The sequence below is a fragment of the Psychrobacter sp. 16-MNA-CIBAN-0192 genome, assembly GCF_040309565.1.
In the GTDB taxonomy this organism is placed as follows: domain Bacteria; phylum Pseudomonadota; class Gammaproteobacteria; order Pseudomonadales; family Moraxellaceae; genus Psychrobacter.
Genome location: NZ_JBEOOX010000001.1, coordinates 305,599 through 323,884 on the forward strand (window position 1 = coordinate 305,599; position 18,286 = coordinate 323,884).

Below are 18,286 nucleotides of genomic sequence, written 5' to 3' on the forward strand. Positions count from 1 at the left end.
ATAACAGCATTTGTGGTAACCATCAGTAATAACGATACTTTAATAAGCGCCCAAATAATTGCCTACAACGATAAGCGCCCACAATAATAATCAATAACATTCATCAACCTTGGTAACTATCCTCACTATGAACATCCTGACCCATCTCGACCAAACCGTCACCCCAGCTGTACTGGGCGTCAGCGGCAACGTGGCACAAATCAGTTTATTAGAACATTTTTATGCGCTCATGGTTAGCCGTTTGGCGGTGCTTGAGGTATATCAGCAGCTACAGTTTAATGAGCAAAAATACATTGAACAAAACCTTGTAGATTCATCCAACGTGCGCATTACATTATTTGAACAGTTGTGGCAGCAAGACAGCCAGCGCCATTTATTGATTCAAGAATTGGCAGCGACCCATCACATTCCAGAAATAACCACCGAAGCGCTGGTGGTTAACACTGCTCAGTTAGCTTATCAAGAGCTTAAAGTGGTCGCTAATGGGCATTTTCTACCAGAGTTTTTACAGCTTCATCAATCTGCTATCCGCCCGTATTTACCAGTATGGGCAGCAGCAGTCATTGCACCTGTCGTCGCTGTGGTTAATGAAGCGTCAGCATTGGCACCTGATGCGCTGATTTATAACAACAGTCAAGTGCCAAAAGCGGCCGCGCATACCGACCAGCTATTGGCTGCAGATTCTGTGCCGGTCATCGTTGAGTCAACGACTGGCGAGACAGCAACCGCGCATCTGATTGGCGGCATGATTGACAGTATGGATGCGATTCATGCCAATCCTGCAGCCTATCGTGCACCTGATAATGATGCCAATGTCAGCCGTGCAGAAATACGCGCGCGCAATCAACGTAATGATTTAATAGTCCGTTTAGCATTATTGGCAGCGGCGCTCAGTGCCATTTTACTATTATGGCTGTTCGTCTTTAAAAAAGATAAGGAAGATGTACCAGTAGAAACGGCGGTTAGCACACCCGTTAGCGAACCGACGCCTGAGATTGCCCCACCTGTCCAGCCGTTGACCCCTGCACAGTTGCTAGTAAGCGTCGACAACAGTGGCAATCTATACGCTTGCTCAGCAACGGTTGGCGATATCGGTTTACAGACGGTATTAAAACAAGCGTTACAGACCAGCTTTAGTGAGCAGGCAAGCATCTGTGAGATTAGCGTCCAGTCAGGGGTTGCTACCAGCTTGACCAATGTCAATATCGACACCCTACCTAATGTCCTTATGTTAATGCGTGCCACGCCATTTGCGCGCTTACAACTGCAAAATGACAGCATGAGCCTAGACGCGCCAGATAACGGTCAGCTTCAGCAGCTAGTGGGCGGGGTGCGCAACTTATTGCCAACGCTCAATATCATCTCTACCGCACCAGCCTCTACCGTCGCTCCTGTTACTGGCATTGTGCAGCCGCCAGCCAACACTTATGATGAAACCTATAATAATAGTGCATATAATAATGGTGGTTCGAGTAACGGTATGTCTAATAATGGCGTAAATGGCACCATGCAATATAACGGCAGCGCGCCCATTACTAATGCCAATAATGTCATTAGCAATCAGCAAAGCCCACCACCCGCTTATAATAACAATACTGACAGTGTTGCACCGCCACCACAACCATCGCAAAACAATCCATTGCCGCAATCTTCAATGCCAATGAATACGGATACAGCAGATTTAGAGAAGCCAGTCTTTATAGATCAGGCGACTATTAAAAATGCTGCGAATTAAGCAATATACTTTATCTTTAAAGTGCAACTAAAAGCGCTACATAAAATGCTCCATACAACTTAACGTTTGTATGGAGCATTTTTGTTATGTATTCGTAGCCAATGCTAGCTCTAGTTACGCGTTACAACAGAAAGATTACCTCTCGTATCATTTACACAACAGCGAGTCGATTGTGACAACACCCCACACAATTCTATAATAAGGACGTCGCGCTATTCCGTTAAGCGCGTTAAATAATATTTTTATAACATATCTCAAAAATAAAAATGCTACACAGAAGACAATGTAAAAATGGACATTAAATAATTATAATCGGAGGAAGTATATTATGGATATTATCAGTCATTTAACGCGAACGGTCAGCCCAGCAGTCTTAGGTGATGACCATAGCCCTGCTAAGAAAAATTTACTTGAGCAGTTTTATGCGATTTTTGCGGCGCGCTTAGCGGATAAAGACACCTATGAGCGCTTTGGTAATGACACCATTGCTCGTGATGATCAGGGTTTTTATGATCGAGTGTGGACAGAAGGTAGCCAGCGCGACAGTATTTCGCGCGAACTTGCAACTGCCCATAATGTTGATGGCACTGCTGCGCGTGGCTTAGTCGCGATGGCAGCGCCTTTAGCCTATCATGAGATTAAAAGCTTGGCAGGGACGACTCCTGTACCGCAGTTTTTGAATGACAATCGCAGCACCTTTGATAGCCATATTCCGGCATGGGCAGCGGCTGTAGTGCCAGCGGGTATGGTTGCAGCAGCACCAGCGGGCACACGTATTTCTGATACCACGAGTATGGCGCCTCTCCAGCATACCGAAGAAAAAAGCGGCAGCTTTATGAAAGCCTTGCTACCGATTATTGGTTTGATTATTTTAGGTGCATTGGCATGGGCGCTACTACGAGGCTGTCAGAATAATCCTGAACCTGTCGCGACGCCTATGGTGACAGAGCAGCAAACGGATGGCGACAAGCAAACCGCCGTTGCGACCACAGTTGAACCTGCCTCTTTACGCATTACCACAGGTGATATGGCAAATACTCTATATGCCTGCCGTATGAATGTTGGTGATGAGACGCTTAAGACCACAGTAATGAATGCCATGGATACCGCGTTTGGTGCCGATGCCAATAAGTGTAAGGCAGATGTGGATGATAACTTTGCTATGGACATGCCAGCCGCTGCCCAATTGGCGACTATTTTACCAATCATCAAAAGCGTCCCTAATGCCAGCGTAGTGATTAAAGGTGAAGAAATTATCGTAAACGCGCCTGATGCTACTGCTCTAACTAAGCTAGTGAGTGATTTGCAAGCTGCCGTTCCTGCGATGACTGTGATTGCTGAAGGTCCATTAAATGAACAAAGCGAAATTGACAATAGCTTAACAGCCTCTCAAGCTGCCATGGATAACCTTGGTGAGAATCCAAGCCCGCGTGACGTTGCGCGTGCCTTAAGCCTGCAAGTGGTGAATTTTGCTGTTGATGAAGCCGTTATCCCTGATGAAAACAAACGTCTGCTTGACCGCGCTGTGGATTTGATGAAACAAGTACCTGATATGAAGCTGATGGTCATTGGTCATACGGATAAAACTGCGGACGCCGCTTATAACATGAAGCTGTCACAAGAGCGCGCCCAAGCGATGAAAGATTACATGGTGTCGCAAGGTGCTGATCCTGAGAAGCTTATCACCAAAGGTATGGGTGAAACTGACCCAATCGCGGACAACTCGACTGAGCAAGGTCGCTTCCGTAACCGCCGTATTGAGTTCACCGTCTATGACGAATCGGCTCAAAATGATACAGTCGTTGCAACCGATGGCGCGGCTACCGCCATTAACTCTCCTACGGTAACAGTAGACCCAGATTTGAATCCATTAGACAGCAATAATGATGACATATTGCCAGATAGTGATGATCCAAGCCGTGGCACAGTACTTGACCCAAATGCTAAGGCTCAATAGATAATAAGTTTTATAAGCTGTTTAGCAATAATATTCAATAAAAAACCGCACTCTTTATAGGGTGCGGTTTTTTAATAGAGAAGGATTTTATAAAAATGCCTTACTGACCAAGTTTATCAGTAAGACCTATTATTAAAATGAAAAGATATTAAACTAAAAATTTATTAGCTTTAAATTGTATTCATTTTAAAGCTTATTAAGCTTATAGTTGGTTGGGTCTGCCAAGTCACAAGCATCATTGGCTGATGCTGTCAGCGTTTGCGAACTAAAAAACGTCTGTAAAATAGTCTCTTTAGCTTGTTGCCAATGAGGGAACTGTTGGCACGTTGACTCTAAATCTCCTTGCCAGACGGGTATTTGACCACACATGGTTTTAATACGGCGTTGATTGGGGTAGGGTAAGTCGCGAGCCGCTTCAGCTGCTTCGTGGGCAGCAACCCTATCATTGCAGACCAGCGCAATATCGCAGCCTGCTTTAATAGCAGCATGGACACGGGCGCTAATATCACCAACCGCACACGCTCCAGCCATAGATAAATCATCAGAAAATAAAACCCCATCAAATTTTAGCTGCTTTCTCACAATATCTTGCAGCCAAATTTTGGAAAATCCGGCAGGTTTATCATCGACTTGTGAGAAGATAACATGCGCGGGCATCAGCGCATCTAACAATGGTAGCGTCTGTATGAATGGCTGTACATCATGCGCCATAATATCTGCCATTGGACGATTATCAACGGCTTCTGCCACATGCGAGTCTGGCGCAATAGAACCATGACCGGGAAAATGCTTGCCCGTCGTTGCCATACCTGCTGCCTTCATACCGCGCATCAGTTGCGCGGCTAATGCGATAATGATTTGCGGATCAGCATGAAAGCTACGATCACCAATTACCTGACTAATGCCATCAATATCAAGAACAGGCGCAAAACTCACATCAATGCCAACTGCTAACACTTCTGCCGCCATTAAATAGCCGCAATCATAAGCGCAGGTTAATGCCTGACTGGGATTTTTATCAAACAATTGACCCAGTTTACCCATTGCAGGCAGCGGCGTAAAACCGTCACGTAATCGCGCAACGCGCCCGCCTTCTTGGTCAACACCAATAAGAATATCCGTATTATGATAGCGAATATTGTCGCACAGCTCGCGCACTTGCGCGGCGTGTAACACATTGCGCGCAAACAGGATTACCCCGCCCACTTGTGCTTGTTTGATTAAACTTATATCTTCAGCCGTTAATGCCGTGCTATCGATATCTATCATTAAGACGCCGTACATTGCGTGCTCTCCAAAGGGTTGTCTTATGGTGATGACTTATAGAAAATAGAATGGTAAGAACAATTCGTTATACGTAGATTTGCTATAAAAGCGTTGGCTTTAATTATACTATTATAAAGCGGCAGTTAATCACCCTCACGTTGTACTTAGCAAACTATAACGAAAAACTATAATGACAGATGATAAGATTGAAGTGTGAAGTCAATATTGCAAGCTTTGCCCCAACTATAAAGAGATTATAAAGTAATTAAAAATAAAACAAATATAACTGAAATGTGAATGCCTATTGAAGTGAGGTGTAAGATGTTTATACAGTTTGAGACAGTTCAAGACAGAGGATCGTGATAATATTAAGTGACTTTTAATAAGTAATAAGAAGTTTAATAAGAAATGCTCACCAGTTATTTTAAGCAATGATTCAATGCTAAGCATCCTTATTTGCGGTAACTATCGTTGGATTTACCGTTATAAAATTTTTGAGACAATTAGGTGTATATGATGAAAAAACAACCTGCACAGTGGTTACTCAGTATTGCGTCAGTGGGCGTTGCCGGTATTATTTTGACCCAAAGCTACGGCACAGCAGTGGCAAATACGGAAACCGGAAGTGTCGTCCAGACTCCAGAACAAAAACTAACCACCAGACAAGTTGCAGCGTTGCTTGACCGCAGTCATTATCTTAATCAGCCGCTCGATAATAAGATGGGCAGCGAAATCCTAACCATGTATATCGATAGTCTTGACCCTAATCACAGCTTGTTTTTACAATCTGATGTCGATGAATTCAAAAAGAAATATGCTAATGAGTTTGCAAGCCGCCTAAAACGTGGCGATTTGTCCGCAGGTATCGACATATTTGAGCGCTACCGTGAACGTTCTAACGAATACTTTGCTCTAACCAAAAAGCTGCTAAATACCAAGTTAAGCTTAACAGGTAAAGAGACCATTATTCTTGATCGTGAAAAACTGGGACACTTTAAAACCAAAAAAGCCCAGCAAGATTACTGGACGCGCCAGTTAAAATTCCAGCTGATTAGTATCACCTTAGGTCAAGAAGACGAAAAGGCAAAAGAAAAAGTATTTTTAGCCAATCCTGATATCACGCGTGGGCAAGATTTGGTACGTGATGATAAGCGCTCGCCAAATGAGATTCTGCTTAATCGTCTATCGCGTCAGCATGAACAAATGCAGCGTTTAAGCGATGATGAAGTGATGGAAACCATCCTTAATATCGCCATGTTGACTTATGATCCGCATAGCAACTATTACGCGCCCATTCAGGCAAATGAGTTGCAAATTCAGTCAAGCTTACAACTAGAAGGTATCGGGGTTTCTATTCGTCCAGATCGTAAAAATCCCGATTACACGCGTATTGCCACTTTAGTAGAAGGTGGTCCTGCGTCTAAAGGCGGACAAATTAAGCCCAATGACCTTATTATCGGTATTGCTAAAGACGGCAAAACCATGACTGACGTCGTGGGCTGGTCAACGCGTGAAATTGTTAGCCTCATTCGTGGTAAGCGCGGTACGCCAGTGACTCTTAAAGTACGTCAGCCAAATTCACCCGAAGCCAGCGCCCGTACGGTGACGGTGATACGTGACATCATTCAACAAGAAGAGTCTGGCGTTACCCAGCGCGTGGTTGAAATCAAACGACCTAATATTGATGCCACGCCTAAACGTATTGGCGTGCTTGAGATTCCAAGTTTTTACCTAAACTATCGCGCCCGCCGGAATGGTGAGGACTATCGCAGCGTTAGTATTGACACCGAAAATGCGCTTAAAGAATTGAACAAACAAAACATTGACGGTTTAGTGGTAGATTTACGTAATAATCCGGGCGGCTCGCTTGATGAAGTGGCAAAAATGCTCGGGCTGTTTATTAAGAGCGGACCGTTGGTACAAATCCGTGATAACCGTGGTAATGTCCAAGTGTTTCGTGATGATGATGGCGGTCAGCAGTTATACGATGGTAAGTTGGTGGTATTGACCAATTTAGCTTCAGCGTCTGCCAGTGAGATTTTCGCAGCAGCCATTCAAGATTATGGTCGCGGCTTGGTAGTGGGTAACACCACAACAGGCAAAGGCTCAGCGCAAATTCAGCTGGATAATTTAGCACTCGGTTCAGCGACATTAACTCAGCGCAAATTCTATCGTATTACCGGTGGCAGTACGCAAAATAAAGGCGTCGTTCCCGATGTTGAGCTGGTTAATATTTATGATGATGAAACCTTTGGTGAACGTGCACAGAAAAAAGCGTTGCCTTGGGATACCATTAGTACCTCACCTTATAAGCCTGAAGGCAAATTTACAGCCAGCACGCTTGCCACGTTAAACCAACAATCTAAAATTCGCCAGCAGAAAAATCCCCAGTTTATTTATTTATCAGCCATCAATGAAATTCGCGATATGGAAGATGGTAAAAAGCCAATTGTCATAGATATTAATAACCGCCGCGCCAAAATGAAGCTGGTCGAACAACGCTCATTAGCAGCTGAAAATCTACGCTTAAAAGCCAGTGGCGAGAGTCCTTATACCAATTGGAATACTTATCAAGCCGCAATGGACGCCAAGTTTGAAGAACGTAGCCAAATGAAGGCATTAGAGCGCCCGCAACTACCAGAGGATGAAGCGTATATTAATGAAGCTGCTTACTTGATGCTCAGTGCTGAACCTCAAGTATTAAATGCTGATACAAAAGCCAGTCCAGCACAAAAAGCATCTGTACCAGCCATAAAATAATATAGTGTATCGTAAAATTCAATGATAAGAAGAAACGTAAGCATATGCTTACACGCAATGACGTTACCACCTCTTATCAAGGCAAGGTCAATCTGCGATGATAGACCCACTGCACAATTTAACGATACTATTAATAATAACTAGGGATTGGAAGTTATTAATAGCTTATAGATTGTTTCAGGGATGAACTGCTAGTCATGGATGGTAGGGCTGGAAGCCTGCTTAGTTATGGTCAATATCGGGATTAGATTGCTTATAACGAACAAGGATGTAAACGTAAAAAAACCGTATAGCGCTTGCCGTTATATGGTTTTTTTACGTCTGTACTATTTAATGTAGTATTCAATGATTCACTAATTTTCAATAATTATAATTAATAAAAAAAGCCAGTATTGCCATAGACAATGCTAAGGCAATACTGGCTCTTTGGTTTAAGCAGTTAGACTAACCATCGAAATTGACGGGTTAGATTAGTGCTCAACGCCACCTGCACCATGGACATGACCATGGTTCAGCTCGTCTTCAGTAGCGGCACGAACTTCTTGGATTTCTACATCAAACGTCAAGCGTTTGCCTGCCAATGGATGGTTAGCATCAACAATCACTTCATCATCAGTGACGTCAGTTACAGTCACTAACATGACTTGACCACCAGCTTCTGACTGGAATTGCATTCCTGGTTGGATATCATCAACGCCTTGGAAGTTAGAGCGTGGTACATGCTGTACTGCTTGCTCTTGATATTCGCCATAACCATCAGCAGGCTCAACAACTGCATTCACAGTTTCGCCAGCTGACTTGCCTTCGAGCTGCTGCTCAAGACCTGGAATAATGTTGCTGTGACCATGCAAATACGCTAATGGCTGACCTTCTGGAGACTGGTCTAGGATATTACCTTCGTCATCTTTAAGAGTGTAGTTAAATTTGACGGCGGTGTCTTTTGCGATAGTAGTCATAAATTATCCTAAATATTTTGATTTAAAATTTAAATACGGTTGCAATAAACCTAAAAAAGCCAATTAGCCAGCCAAATAGCCACGTCATTAGTCAATTATCATCAGTTTATTAGGGTAACTGTTTTTTAAAGTAACTATTTCTTAGAGAAACTATAGCAGTTAGCATCTTTAATTGCGATGACGACAATAACTTTCAAGGTAAAAGTGTGAAAAAAGTTAAATTATTCAGTATATTTTGCAAATTTATGCGCTCATTGCATTAAATAAGCTTAGAAAGCGTTACCGATTTTAGAGGATGAGAGGCAAAGTTAGCGTATTAATAATTAATTGTCAGTACTTGACTATGAGTGATTAACTATCAGTGATTAAGTACAAGTAAATATTTGGCAGTTGCGTTTTGGCGTGTGGACTCTTACCATAATGATAAAGTTAATATTACCCATTTATAATGACAAGTTTAAGACTATAAAATTCATATTACGACTATAACGATAAGAACCTTAATTATAATACCGCTAACTATAAGACAAGACTATGACTCAAGTACTGACGACCGATGCTACATTGCCGACTGCTATTCATTATTGCGTGAATTTTGCGCGTTATTATGAGCATTTGGTGGATATGACGCTCTCTTTTACTGCGGATAATGATGCGCCGCAATTGTGGTTGCCAGCATGGATTCCGGGCAGTTATTTGATGCGTGAATTTGCCCGCCATATCACGGCAGTGCATTATCAAATTAGCAATGATAGTAGTAGCAATGATGATAATGGTGCTATTAAAGATAGTAAATCTTACCGCGCCCAAAAAATTGACAAGCATACGTGGCAATTACCAGATGTGCAGGCAGGGCAGTCAGTAACGGTAAATTATGAAGTGTATTGCTATGATTTGTCGGTGCGCACAGCCTATGTTGACCAACAGCGTTTGTATGGTAATTTTACTTCACTAGCATTAGCCGTTGCAGGGCAAGAGCAGTCGCCGATACAAGTAAGCTTGCTCGTACCTGCTGCATTTTTAGCAGATAAAAATGAAGACAAAGTGGTGTTGGCGTGTGGGCTAGAAGCCACTCATTTACGCAGCGTCAGTGAATACGGTGCTGGGCATGTCTATGGATTATATGCCGACAGTTATGAGCAATTAATTGACCATCCGTTTGAGATTGCAGTGCAAGACCGATTTGATTTTATTATTCGAGACAGTGAGCATCAAACGCTTAGCCATCGCTTTTTCCTCTCAGGCAAGCACAGCGCCAACTTAGGTCGTTTGCAGCAGGATGTGACTAAGATTTGCCAGACGTATCTGAATTGGCTGGGTGATGCGCCCTTTAGCGATTATACCTTTATGACTTATGCCAGTGGCAATGATTATGGCGGGTTGGAGCATATCAATTCCACCAGCCTGATTACTCCGCGCCGTGATTTGCCCAGTATTAATGAGCCTGAGCTGGCAAGCGTCAGTTATCAGCGTTTTTTAGGATTATGTAGTCATGAGTATTTTCACGCGTGGTGGGTGAAAACCGTGCGGCCGGATGTGATGCTAAACGTTGATTTGCGACAAGAAGCGTTTACGCCACTGCTTTGGGTCTTCGAAGGATTTACTTCTTATATTGACGATTTTATGTTGCAAGCATCTGGGGTGATTGATAAAGCCAGTTATCTAACCCTACTTGCCGACCAAATCAGCCGTTATTATCAAACCCATGGACGCGCCCATCAAAGCGTTGCTGAATCGAGTTTTGATGCGTGGATTAAGCTGTATCGTAATGATGAAAATACTGGCAACGCAGGTATCAGTTATTATAATAAAGGGGCGTTGGTGGCGCTCTGTTTGGACTTAACTTTGCTAGAAAAAAGTGCCGGTCGTTATCGTTTGTTTGACGTGGTTAAGGCATTTTATAAGCAAGTTAAAGCCAATGACAACTGCCGTATTGGTATTAGTAGCGCTGATATAAGTGTGGTAATTGGGCAATTTATGCCGATAGCAGAGTGGGAAGATTTTGAGAGTCGCTACGTTAATGGGGTTGATGAGCTGCCACTAGAGACTTTACTGTCCGATAATGGCATTATGATGCAAGCTGATAGTAAGGAAAATGTGCATAAACACGTACCGTGGGGCATGCGCTGTAGTGAAACGCTAGCAGGGCTACTGGTCAATCGGGTTCAGCGTGATAGCGTTGCTGCCAAAGCAGGGATATCAGCAAATGATGTGATTATTGCCCTTGGTGGTATCAAAGCGGATACCAAGCAACTGGCAACGGTGAGAAGTGCCCAGCAACCTATTGACTGTCATTTATTCCGCCGTGATGAGCTGTTACGGGTAACGATTACGCCGCATACTGTAGAAGATAAAGAACAACTTAGCCAAAGTCCGTCTTATCCGCATACGGTTAATTTGCGTTTAGCAAAAGCTGATAAGAGTGCAGAAAACAAGGTCACAGAAAATAATGCTCAAAAGCAACCAAGCGAACCTGCATGGAGCGCGTGGCTAGAGGTTATGACGCATTATTAGTAATTAAGTCTCAGTAATTAAGTATCAGAATTAAATATATAGCGGTATAAATGGATAAAGACATACTAAAAGCCCTTGCTAAAACAGTAGTTTTGCAAGGGCTTTTTATGAGCTTTTATAAAATTAAGGGTTTAAAAGTATAAAGGTTTTTTATAACAACACTTTATTAAAATACGTTTTTTTAAAATAATTAACCTGCTTTGTCAGCGTGATTCTTACCATGCTGCTCTGCTTGCTGTTCTTCTTTTAGCTCTTGTTCATCTTCAAGCAATTCGTCTTCAATCAATCCATCATTTTTGCCAGACATTGCCATCCATTCTTGCATTATTTTAATTTCAGGTTGTTGAGCATCAATGATTTGCTGGGCAAGTTCGCGCATCTCTTTGTCTTTACCATATTTTAGCTGAACCTTCGCCATATCGACGGCACCAATATGATGAGCGAGCATGCCACGAGCAAATGCCATGTCTGGCACAGGGTCAGCAATGCCTGCCATCATCTCGCCATGCATGGCATCCATACCGGCGGCAAATGCCTGCTGCATCTCTGCCGTTTCAGGTTTTGGTTTTGCAGCATCGGGATGGGTAGCAAGCCATTTTTTCATAGTATCAATCTCAGGCTGCTGCGAATCGATAACCTGTTGGGCAAGCTCACGCATGGCAGCATCAGTGCCATATTTCAGCTCGATTTTTGCCATATCAACTGCACCGCGGTGATGCCCAAGCATGCTTTTGGCAAAGGCAGTATCCGGATCGTTATAACCCATACCAACCATCATCTCAGCATGCATATCGGTCATCGACTTGGTATACTCTTTTAGCATATCGGACATATCAGGTGTTGCTGACATATCATGACCAGCATGCGCGTCTGTTGCTGTATCTGCAAGTGGTGCTTCAGCTTCTGGCGCAACCTCTTCTGTCAGTGTGGCTTCGGTATCTTCGGATTTGGGCTGGCAAGCACTTAGGGCAAACGCTGCTGCGATACTGGTAGCTAAATAGGCAAAACGGTACGATGAACGTAATGATGTATTAGATATAGTCATGAGATGTCCTCAATTGAAACAGGCGTGAAAATGAGCGAAAACCACTCAGTTTGGTTATAGATAAGAGATTATGTATTACAAATAAACAGTAATAACAACAAGCTCTAATTACGAGTGCTAATAATAATATGAGTGCTAATAATAAAAGGTTGGTAGGGAATACAGCATAGTAAACTTAATATTAACAGATAAACCTTACGCATTCGAGGCGCTACCCTTAAAAGCTTGTAACTTCCTTAACTAATGAGTAATTCCCAATCGGCGGCAATCCTCATTAGTTAAATGAACGTGTACAAACTTACCAACGCCCAATTCTCCTAGTTCAAAGCCTGCCACCGACCAGCGAATCAGACGCAAACATGGTAAGCCCACATGAGCCGTCATCCGGCGCACTTGGCGATTTTTTCCTTCATAAATGGTTAGCATCAGCCAAGAAGTGGGTATGTTTTTGCGTTCACGAATGGGCGGATTACGTTGCCACAACTGTATAGGCAGCTCTGCTTCTGCCACGACCTTTGCGACAGCGGGTAATGTTTTGCCATCTTTTAGCATCACGCCACCGCTTAGCTCTGCCAACTGTGCAGCGCTGACCAATCCTTCAACTTGTACCAAATAGGTTTTGCCTTGCTTATTGCTATTTTTAAACTGCGTGGCACGCGGTGGCTGGGTAATGGCTTTATTAACTTGTCCATCATTGGTTAAAATCAATAACCCCTCAGAAGTTGCATCCAAGCGTCCAGCAATGCGCAGTGACTTATCAGTAAAGTAAGGCGCAAGGGTAGTATGGGCATTGCCATTATCATCGCGAAATTGGCTTTGGACACCGTAAGGCTTGTTAAATAAAATTAGACTGGTTGCCATAACCTCTATACTCCAAAATAGGTCGTCAAAATAAATTTTCTAAAAAAACAACACCCCAACAATCATAAACTGTTGAGGTGTTGTTTTATTCGCTTAATAAGCTTGGTTATTTAATGACTATCTTCAATAACCATCTTTAATAACTATCTCTAATAATCATGTTGCATAACCATGATTATAAAGAATCAATCGTATCATTCAATAACTGGCTTGGACGCATGACTTTAGTTGCCAACGCTTCATCAAAGAAGTAGTAGCCATCGATATTAGCAGGCTGACCTTGAACGTCATTTAATTCTTTAATGATAGCATCTTCATTGCTGGCAAGTTTTTCAGCAAGTGGTGCAAACTGTGCTGCCAATTCAGCGTTTTCAGTTTGGGCTGCAAGCTCTTGTGCCCAGTACATAGCAAGATAGAAATGACTGCCACGGTTGTCAAGCTCACCTGTTTTACGTGAAGGCGATTTGTTGTTTAACAACAGTTTTTCAGTCGCTTTATCTAGCGTATCAGCTAATACTTGCGCTTTAGCATTGTCAGTTTTCACTGCCAAATGCTCTAAAGATACTGCCAAAGCTAAGAACTCACCTAGTGAATCCCAACGTAAATGGTTTTCTTCAACCAATTGCTGTACGTGCTTCGGTGCTGAACCGCCTGCACCTGTCTCGAACAACCCGCCGCCATTCATAAGTGGAACGATTGAAAGCATTTTTGCACTGGTGCCGAGCTCTAAAATTGGGAACAAATCTGTTAGGTAATCGCGCAATACGTTACCAGTTACAGAAATGGTATCTTTACCTTCTTTTAGACGCTCTAAAGTGAAACGAGTCGCTTCACGTACTGGCATGATACGAATATCTAAACCTTCGGTGTCATGATCTTTTAAGTATTTTTCAACTTTTTTGATCAATTCAGCATGGTGAGGACGTTTGTGGTTTAACCAGAACACGGTTGGAGTACCGCTTGCGCGGGCACGCGTTACTGCTAATTTTACCCAGTCTTGAATCGGAGCGTCTTTTACTTGATTCATGCGCCAGATATCGTCAGTGTCAACTTGATGCTCAGTCAATACATTGCCTTCGCTGTCGAGCACTTGAACTTTACCAGGTGCTGTCATCTGGAAAGTTTTATCATGTGAACCATATTCTTCAGCTTTTTGCGCCATCAAGCCAACGTTTGGTACTGAACCCATAGTCGTTGGATCAAATGCGCCAAACTCTTTATGGAATTTGATGGTTTCATCATAGATGCACGCATAGCTGCTATCAGGGATAACGGCTTTGGTGTCATGCAACTGGTTGTCTGCGCCCCACATTTTACCTGAGCTGCGAATCATCGCTGGCATAGACGCATCAACGATTACATCACTTGGTACGTGTAAGTTGGTGATGCCTTTATCTGAGTCAACCATAGCAAGGTCTGGGTTATTCTTGTAGATGGTCTCAATGTCCGCTTCGATCTCAGCGCGTTTTGCTTCAGGTAGTTCTTTGATTTTGGCAAGTAGATTGCTAAAACCATTATTTACGTTCACGTCAAGTTCTTTAAACGTATCGCCATGCTTAGCGAACAATTCTTTAAAGAAGATTTTAACCGCTTCACCAAAGATAATTGGGTCAGAAACCTTCATCATGGTGGCTTTTAGATGCAATGAGAACAACACGTCTTCTGCTTTAGCATCTTTAACTTGCTCTTCTAAAAACTCTACTAATGCATCATGGCTTAAGATTGCTGCATCAATGAGTTCACCAGCAAGTAATGGCGCTGGAGCTTTTAGTTCAGTTTTTGTGCCGTCTTCTGCGATATGAACGATACGGTAATCAGTGGCTTTATCAAGAGTTACTGATTTTTCAGTATCTGCAAAGTCACCATGATCCATGGTCGCAACGTGCGACTTAGAATCGGCACTCCATGCGCCCATTGAATGAGGATGGTTTCTGGCGAATGCTTTTACCGCTTTTGGTGCACGGCGGTCAGAGTTACCTTCACGTAGCACAGGGTTAATGGCACTGCCTTTGATTTTGTCATAACGCTCGCGCGCGTCTTTATCTTTATCCGTTTCTGGATGATCTGGGTAATCTGGTAAGTCATAGCCTTTATCCTGCAACTCTTTAATCGCCGCTTTTAACTGCGGGATAGAAGCACTGATATTTGGTAATTTAATGATATTAGCGCCAGGCTGCTTTACCAATTCACTTAACGCAACAAAGGCGCTAGGAATACGTTGCTCTTCTGGTAAAAACTCAGAAAATAACGCGATAATACGACCGGCTAAAGAGATGTCAGCCGTTTCAATAGAGATGTCAGCTGTTTTTGTAAAAGCTTTAACAATAGGTAAAAAAGATAAGGTAGCAAGCGCTGGGGCTTCGTCAGTTTTTGTATAAATAATATTTGACATGTAGTAATGCATTCCTTTTGGTTGTTGTTAATAATCGAGCTTAGATATCATGTTATTTAATAGCTCTACAGCGTCTTATTGCATGACTAAACCTTGCAATATTTTTGGTCATACTAAAATTTGCAATACTCTACTGAGCAATAACCATACGTTACGTGGTAATAAATACTAGGCGCTGTAGTTAAATCAGATGCAGGATAAACCATGTAATGAACAGACTGGCTTCTGTTAATGGTTTTTCTGTTATTAACTCATGTTAAGAAGGCAGTCTACCGTAGAGTAGCACAGTGCTGATACAGGCATGGCAGTCGATACTTGTCGATGACTCACTATAAATTCGAGGCGATGTCAATCTTGCATCATGAACTAAGTATACCGCTTTCACGCGTATCTCATGCATCTGAATTATAATAAACTATTAAGAACCATATTCTACCAGTCATTGAGACAAATAACATCTTTTCCATACAAGTGATGTGGTTACTTCCTTCGGTTTTTGTTTTCCATTAAACTAAAACGACTATGAACAGCCTTCAACCAGCATAATAGCATCTGGTATACCCAGCTCAATGGTTTCAACCTGACCTTGTAATTGGGCTCGTTGCTCAGCTGACCATTTATCTACGGGTTGAGTCATACTACTGGCATTTGCGATTTTTTTACCACCCTTCATCGTGTATTTAATCTGTAAAGGTAAAGCATTTGCTTGGCTTGGGACGTCATAAATGAAATGGTAATAGTCACCTGTTTCATCGTATTTATCCATGCTATAACTTAAATGGTTAGGATGGGCTGAGATAATCTTATCTACTTTATCACCATTACGGATACCCGTATAAAAGTCGATATCAGCAGCATTAACCCCAATCAGAGCCAATCTCCCATCTATTATTTGATAGTATATTGGCTCAAAGACAGCACCGTCACGCTTGACGCTGTCTTTAGCTGCGTCCTCCAAATAGTAGCATTCATCGTAACCATGCTCGCCCTTGGTCAATCCTAAACTGGTAATAATCTCAGGGGTGATGGTTTGCCCAAAGCTAAGCCCGCCATAGCCTAATGGACTGACAGTTTGGTCATTAAAGTCAGTGTTAGAATTTTCAGCTTGCATACTGTTGTGCACAATTATTTCCGGATTGGTCTGTGCGATATTGTTATTACCTACGGTTGATTCATTGGTAATATCTTGAGAATCACAGGCGCTTATCATTAGTACGCAACTGCTGATTAAAGTTGCTGTAACGATAGATTTGATAGTTGTACTAAACGCTGTAGTCGATAAAGTAGACATGCGTGTCTCCTAAAGATGACAGTGATATCATTAACCTTAATTTGCCTATTAATGGCAGCAATATCTACAGCAATTTTGCAAATTATGCCCGCTTATGGGTAAAAATTTGCTACGCTAATCCTATTCATCCAGAAATCAGTGACCATTATGAGTTTACAGTACGCGCTCGTGGGCGATATGGGCTGGCAGCAGCAAGCTTTATGGCAGACACCAGACACGCCGTTTATGACGTTTGCCTTTTGGCAGGCGCTTATCGATACGGGTGCGATAGGTGAGCCGGCAGGATGGTTGCCGATTTTTATTATGATATACCGCGCTGATGACAATAATGTTGCCAGATTTGATGAAGTAGCTATGATAGACAATGCCCAGCCTATTGCGGTCATGCCCGTATTTGTAAAAGGTCATCATCGTGGTGAGTTCGTTTTTGATCATGCTTGGGCGGAAGCTTATGCGCGTTATGGCGTAGACTATTATCCGCGTCTGGTCACGAGTGTGCCTTTTACCCCGATTACCGGTGAGCGCTTTTGGTTGGCAGCAGGCGAGTGCCTTAATGCTGAAATTATTAAAACAGCCATGGCGGGTATTGATAATCTTGCCCAGCAAGTAGATGCGTCAAGCTGGCATGGCTTATTTGTGTCTTCAGAGTTTGCCGCGCTAGCAGCGTCAACTGATATAGAACTAGAACGCGCGTTCAAAAAGCTGCAATCTTCATCAGACGATAATACTTTATCTACCGCTGATATTCCTATTTTAGAACGTCAGGGCTGCCAGTTCTTGTGGCAAAATAAAAACATCATGGAAAATAGTCAGCCTTTCACAGATTTTGAGGATTTTTTAGCCACGTTACGAGCAAAAAAACGTAAAACCATTCGTGCTGAACGCCGTAAAGTAGCCGAACAAGGTATTGTTTGTCACCGAAAATGTGGCAATGAGATTACCGATGACGATTGGAAAACCTTTTATCATTGCTACGTGATGACCTATGCCGTTCGTGGGCAGCAACCATATCTCACCGCTGACTTTTTTCGTACATTGGCAGAGCGTATGCCGCAGCATTTGATGCTAGCACAAGCTTATGATGGTGCTGGAGAAATTATTGCCAGTAGCTTATTTTTATACGATGTACCCGATGAAGATAAAAAGTCACTGAGCACTACTTTATATGGTCGCTACTGGGGCGCGCTGGGTGAGTACGACAGCTTGCATTTTGAGCTGTGTTATTACCAAGGGATTGAATTTGCAATTGAACAAGGCTTATCATTTTTTGACCCCGGAACCCAAGGGGAACATAAGCTGATTCGCGGTTTTATCCCAACGACGACGCATTCGTTACATCGTATTTATGACGCGCGTTTTATACCTGCAATTAGTGACTTTTGCGCCCAAGACCGTGCTCATATGGCGCAGTATCGTCAGCAGGCGCACGCGGCTTTACCTTTTAATGCGGACAATATGCCGGACTTTGATAGCACGCTTTAATATTCTTATTTCATGCTGTATTTTTTA

General features: G+C 42.8%; 11 protein-coding genes. 5 read left to right on the top strand and 6 right to left on the bottom strand.

The window, feature by feature from the left end:
* Window positions 1–127: 127 nt before the first annotated feature.
* Complete coding sequence (locus AAEY78_RS01300) at window positions 128–1,735, top strand: hypothetical protein (RefSeq protein ID WP_352336622.1); 1,608 nt, start codon at window positions 128–130, stop codon at window positions 1,733–1,735.
* A gap of 328 nt (window positions 1,736–2,063) precedes the next feature.
* Entirely contained in the window at window positions 2,064–3,692 is a 1,629-nt protein-coding gene (locus tag AAEY78_RS01305; RefSeq protein ID WP_352336624.1) for an OmpA family protein, read from the top strand.
* A gap of 186 nt (window positions 3,693–3,878) precedes the next feature.
* On the opposite strand, the gene nagZ is transcribed toward AAEY78_RS01305, so the two are convergent.
* Window positions 3,879–4,976, bottom strand: a complete 1,098-nt coding sequence (gene nagZ / locus AAEY78_RS01310) for a beta-N-acetylhexosaminidase (protein ID WP_352336626.1) — start codon at window positions 4,974–4,976, stop codon at window positions 3,879–3,881.
* Window positions 4,977–5,474: 498 nt separating this feature from the next.
* Here nagZ and AAEY78_RS01315 point away from each other — a divergent pair, with 498 nt between their 5' ends.
* Window positions 5,475–7,718, top strand: coding sequence for a carboxy terminal-processing peptidase (locus AAEY78_RS01315; RefSeq protein WP_352336627.1), 2,244 nt, complete (start codon window positions 5,475–5,477; stop codon window positions 7,716–7,718).
* A gap of 470 nt (window positions 7,719–8,188) precedes the next feature.
* Here AAEY78_RS01315 and AAEY78_RS01320 read toward each other — a convergent pair whose 3' ends face one another.
* The gene (locus AAEY78_RS01320) at window positions 8,189–8,674 is read right to left on the bottom strand and encodes an FKBP-type peptidyl-prolyl cis-trans isomerase (RefSeq protein WP_352336629.1); all 486 of its coding nucleotides are present in this window, start codon (window positions 8,672–8,674) and stop codon (window positions 8,189–8,191) included.
* 534 nt (window positions 8,675–9,208) lie between these two features.
* Between AAEY78_RS01320 and AAEY78_RS01325 the strand changes: the two genes are divergently transcribed.
* Window positions 9,209–11,188, top strand: coding sequence for a M61 family metallopeptidase (locus AAEY78_RS01325; RefSeq protein ID WP_352336631.1), 1,980 nt, complete (start codon window positions 9,209–9,211; stop codon window positions 11,186–11,188).
* Window positions 11,189–11,378: 190 nt separating this feature from the next.
* Here the strand turns inward: AAEY78_RS01325 and copM are convergent, their stop codons facing one another.
* The 4 genes from copM to AAEY78_RS01345 form a co-directional block, all read right to left on the bottom strand.
* Window positions 11,379–12,233, bottom strand: a complete 855-nt coding sequence (gene copM, locus AAEY78_RS01330; RefSeq protein WP_352336633.1) for a CopM family metallochaperone — start codon at window positions 12,231–12,233, stop codon at window positions 11,379–11,381.
* A gap of 240 nt (window positions 12,234–12,473) precedes the next feature.
* Window positions 12,474–13,094, bottom strand: a complete 621-nt coding sequence (locus tag AAEY78_RS01335) for a pseudouridine synthase (protein WP_352336635.1) — start codon at window positions 13,092–13,094, stop codon at window positions 12,474–12,476.
* 175 nt (window positions 13,095–13,269) lie between these two features.
* The gene (locus AAEY78_RS01340) at window positions 13,270–15,486 is read right to left on the bottom strand and encodes an NADP-dependent isocitrate dehydrogenase (protein ID WP_352336637.1); all 2,217 of its coding nucleotides are present in this window, start codon (window positions 15,484–15,486) and stop codon (window positions 13,270–13,272) included.
* Window positions 15,487–16,006: 520 nt separating this feature from the next.
* Window positions 16,007–16,777 carry a hypothetical protein gene (locus AAEY78_RS01345; protein WP_352336638.1) on the bottom strand — a complete coding sequence of 257 codons (771 nt, stop codon included), beginning with the start codon at window positions 16,775–16,777 and terminating at the stop codon, window positions 16,007–16,009.
* A gap of 147 nt (window positions 16,778–16,924) precedes the next feature.
* Here AAEY78_RS01345 and AAEY78_RS01350 point away from each other — a divergent pair, with 147 nt between their 5' ends.
* Window positions 16,925–18,259 (top strand): GNAT family N-acetyltransferase, encoded by a 1,335-nt coding sequence (locus AAEY78_RS01350; protein ID WP_352336640.1) that lies wholly within the window; start codon window positions 16,925–16,927, stop codon window positions 18,257–18,259.
* Window positions 18,260–18,286 lie beyond the last annotated feature (27 nt).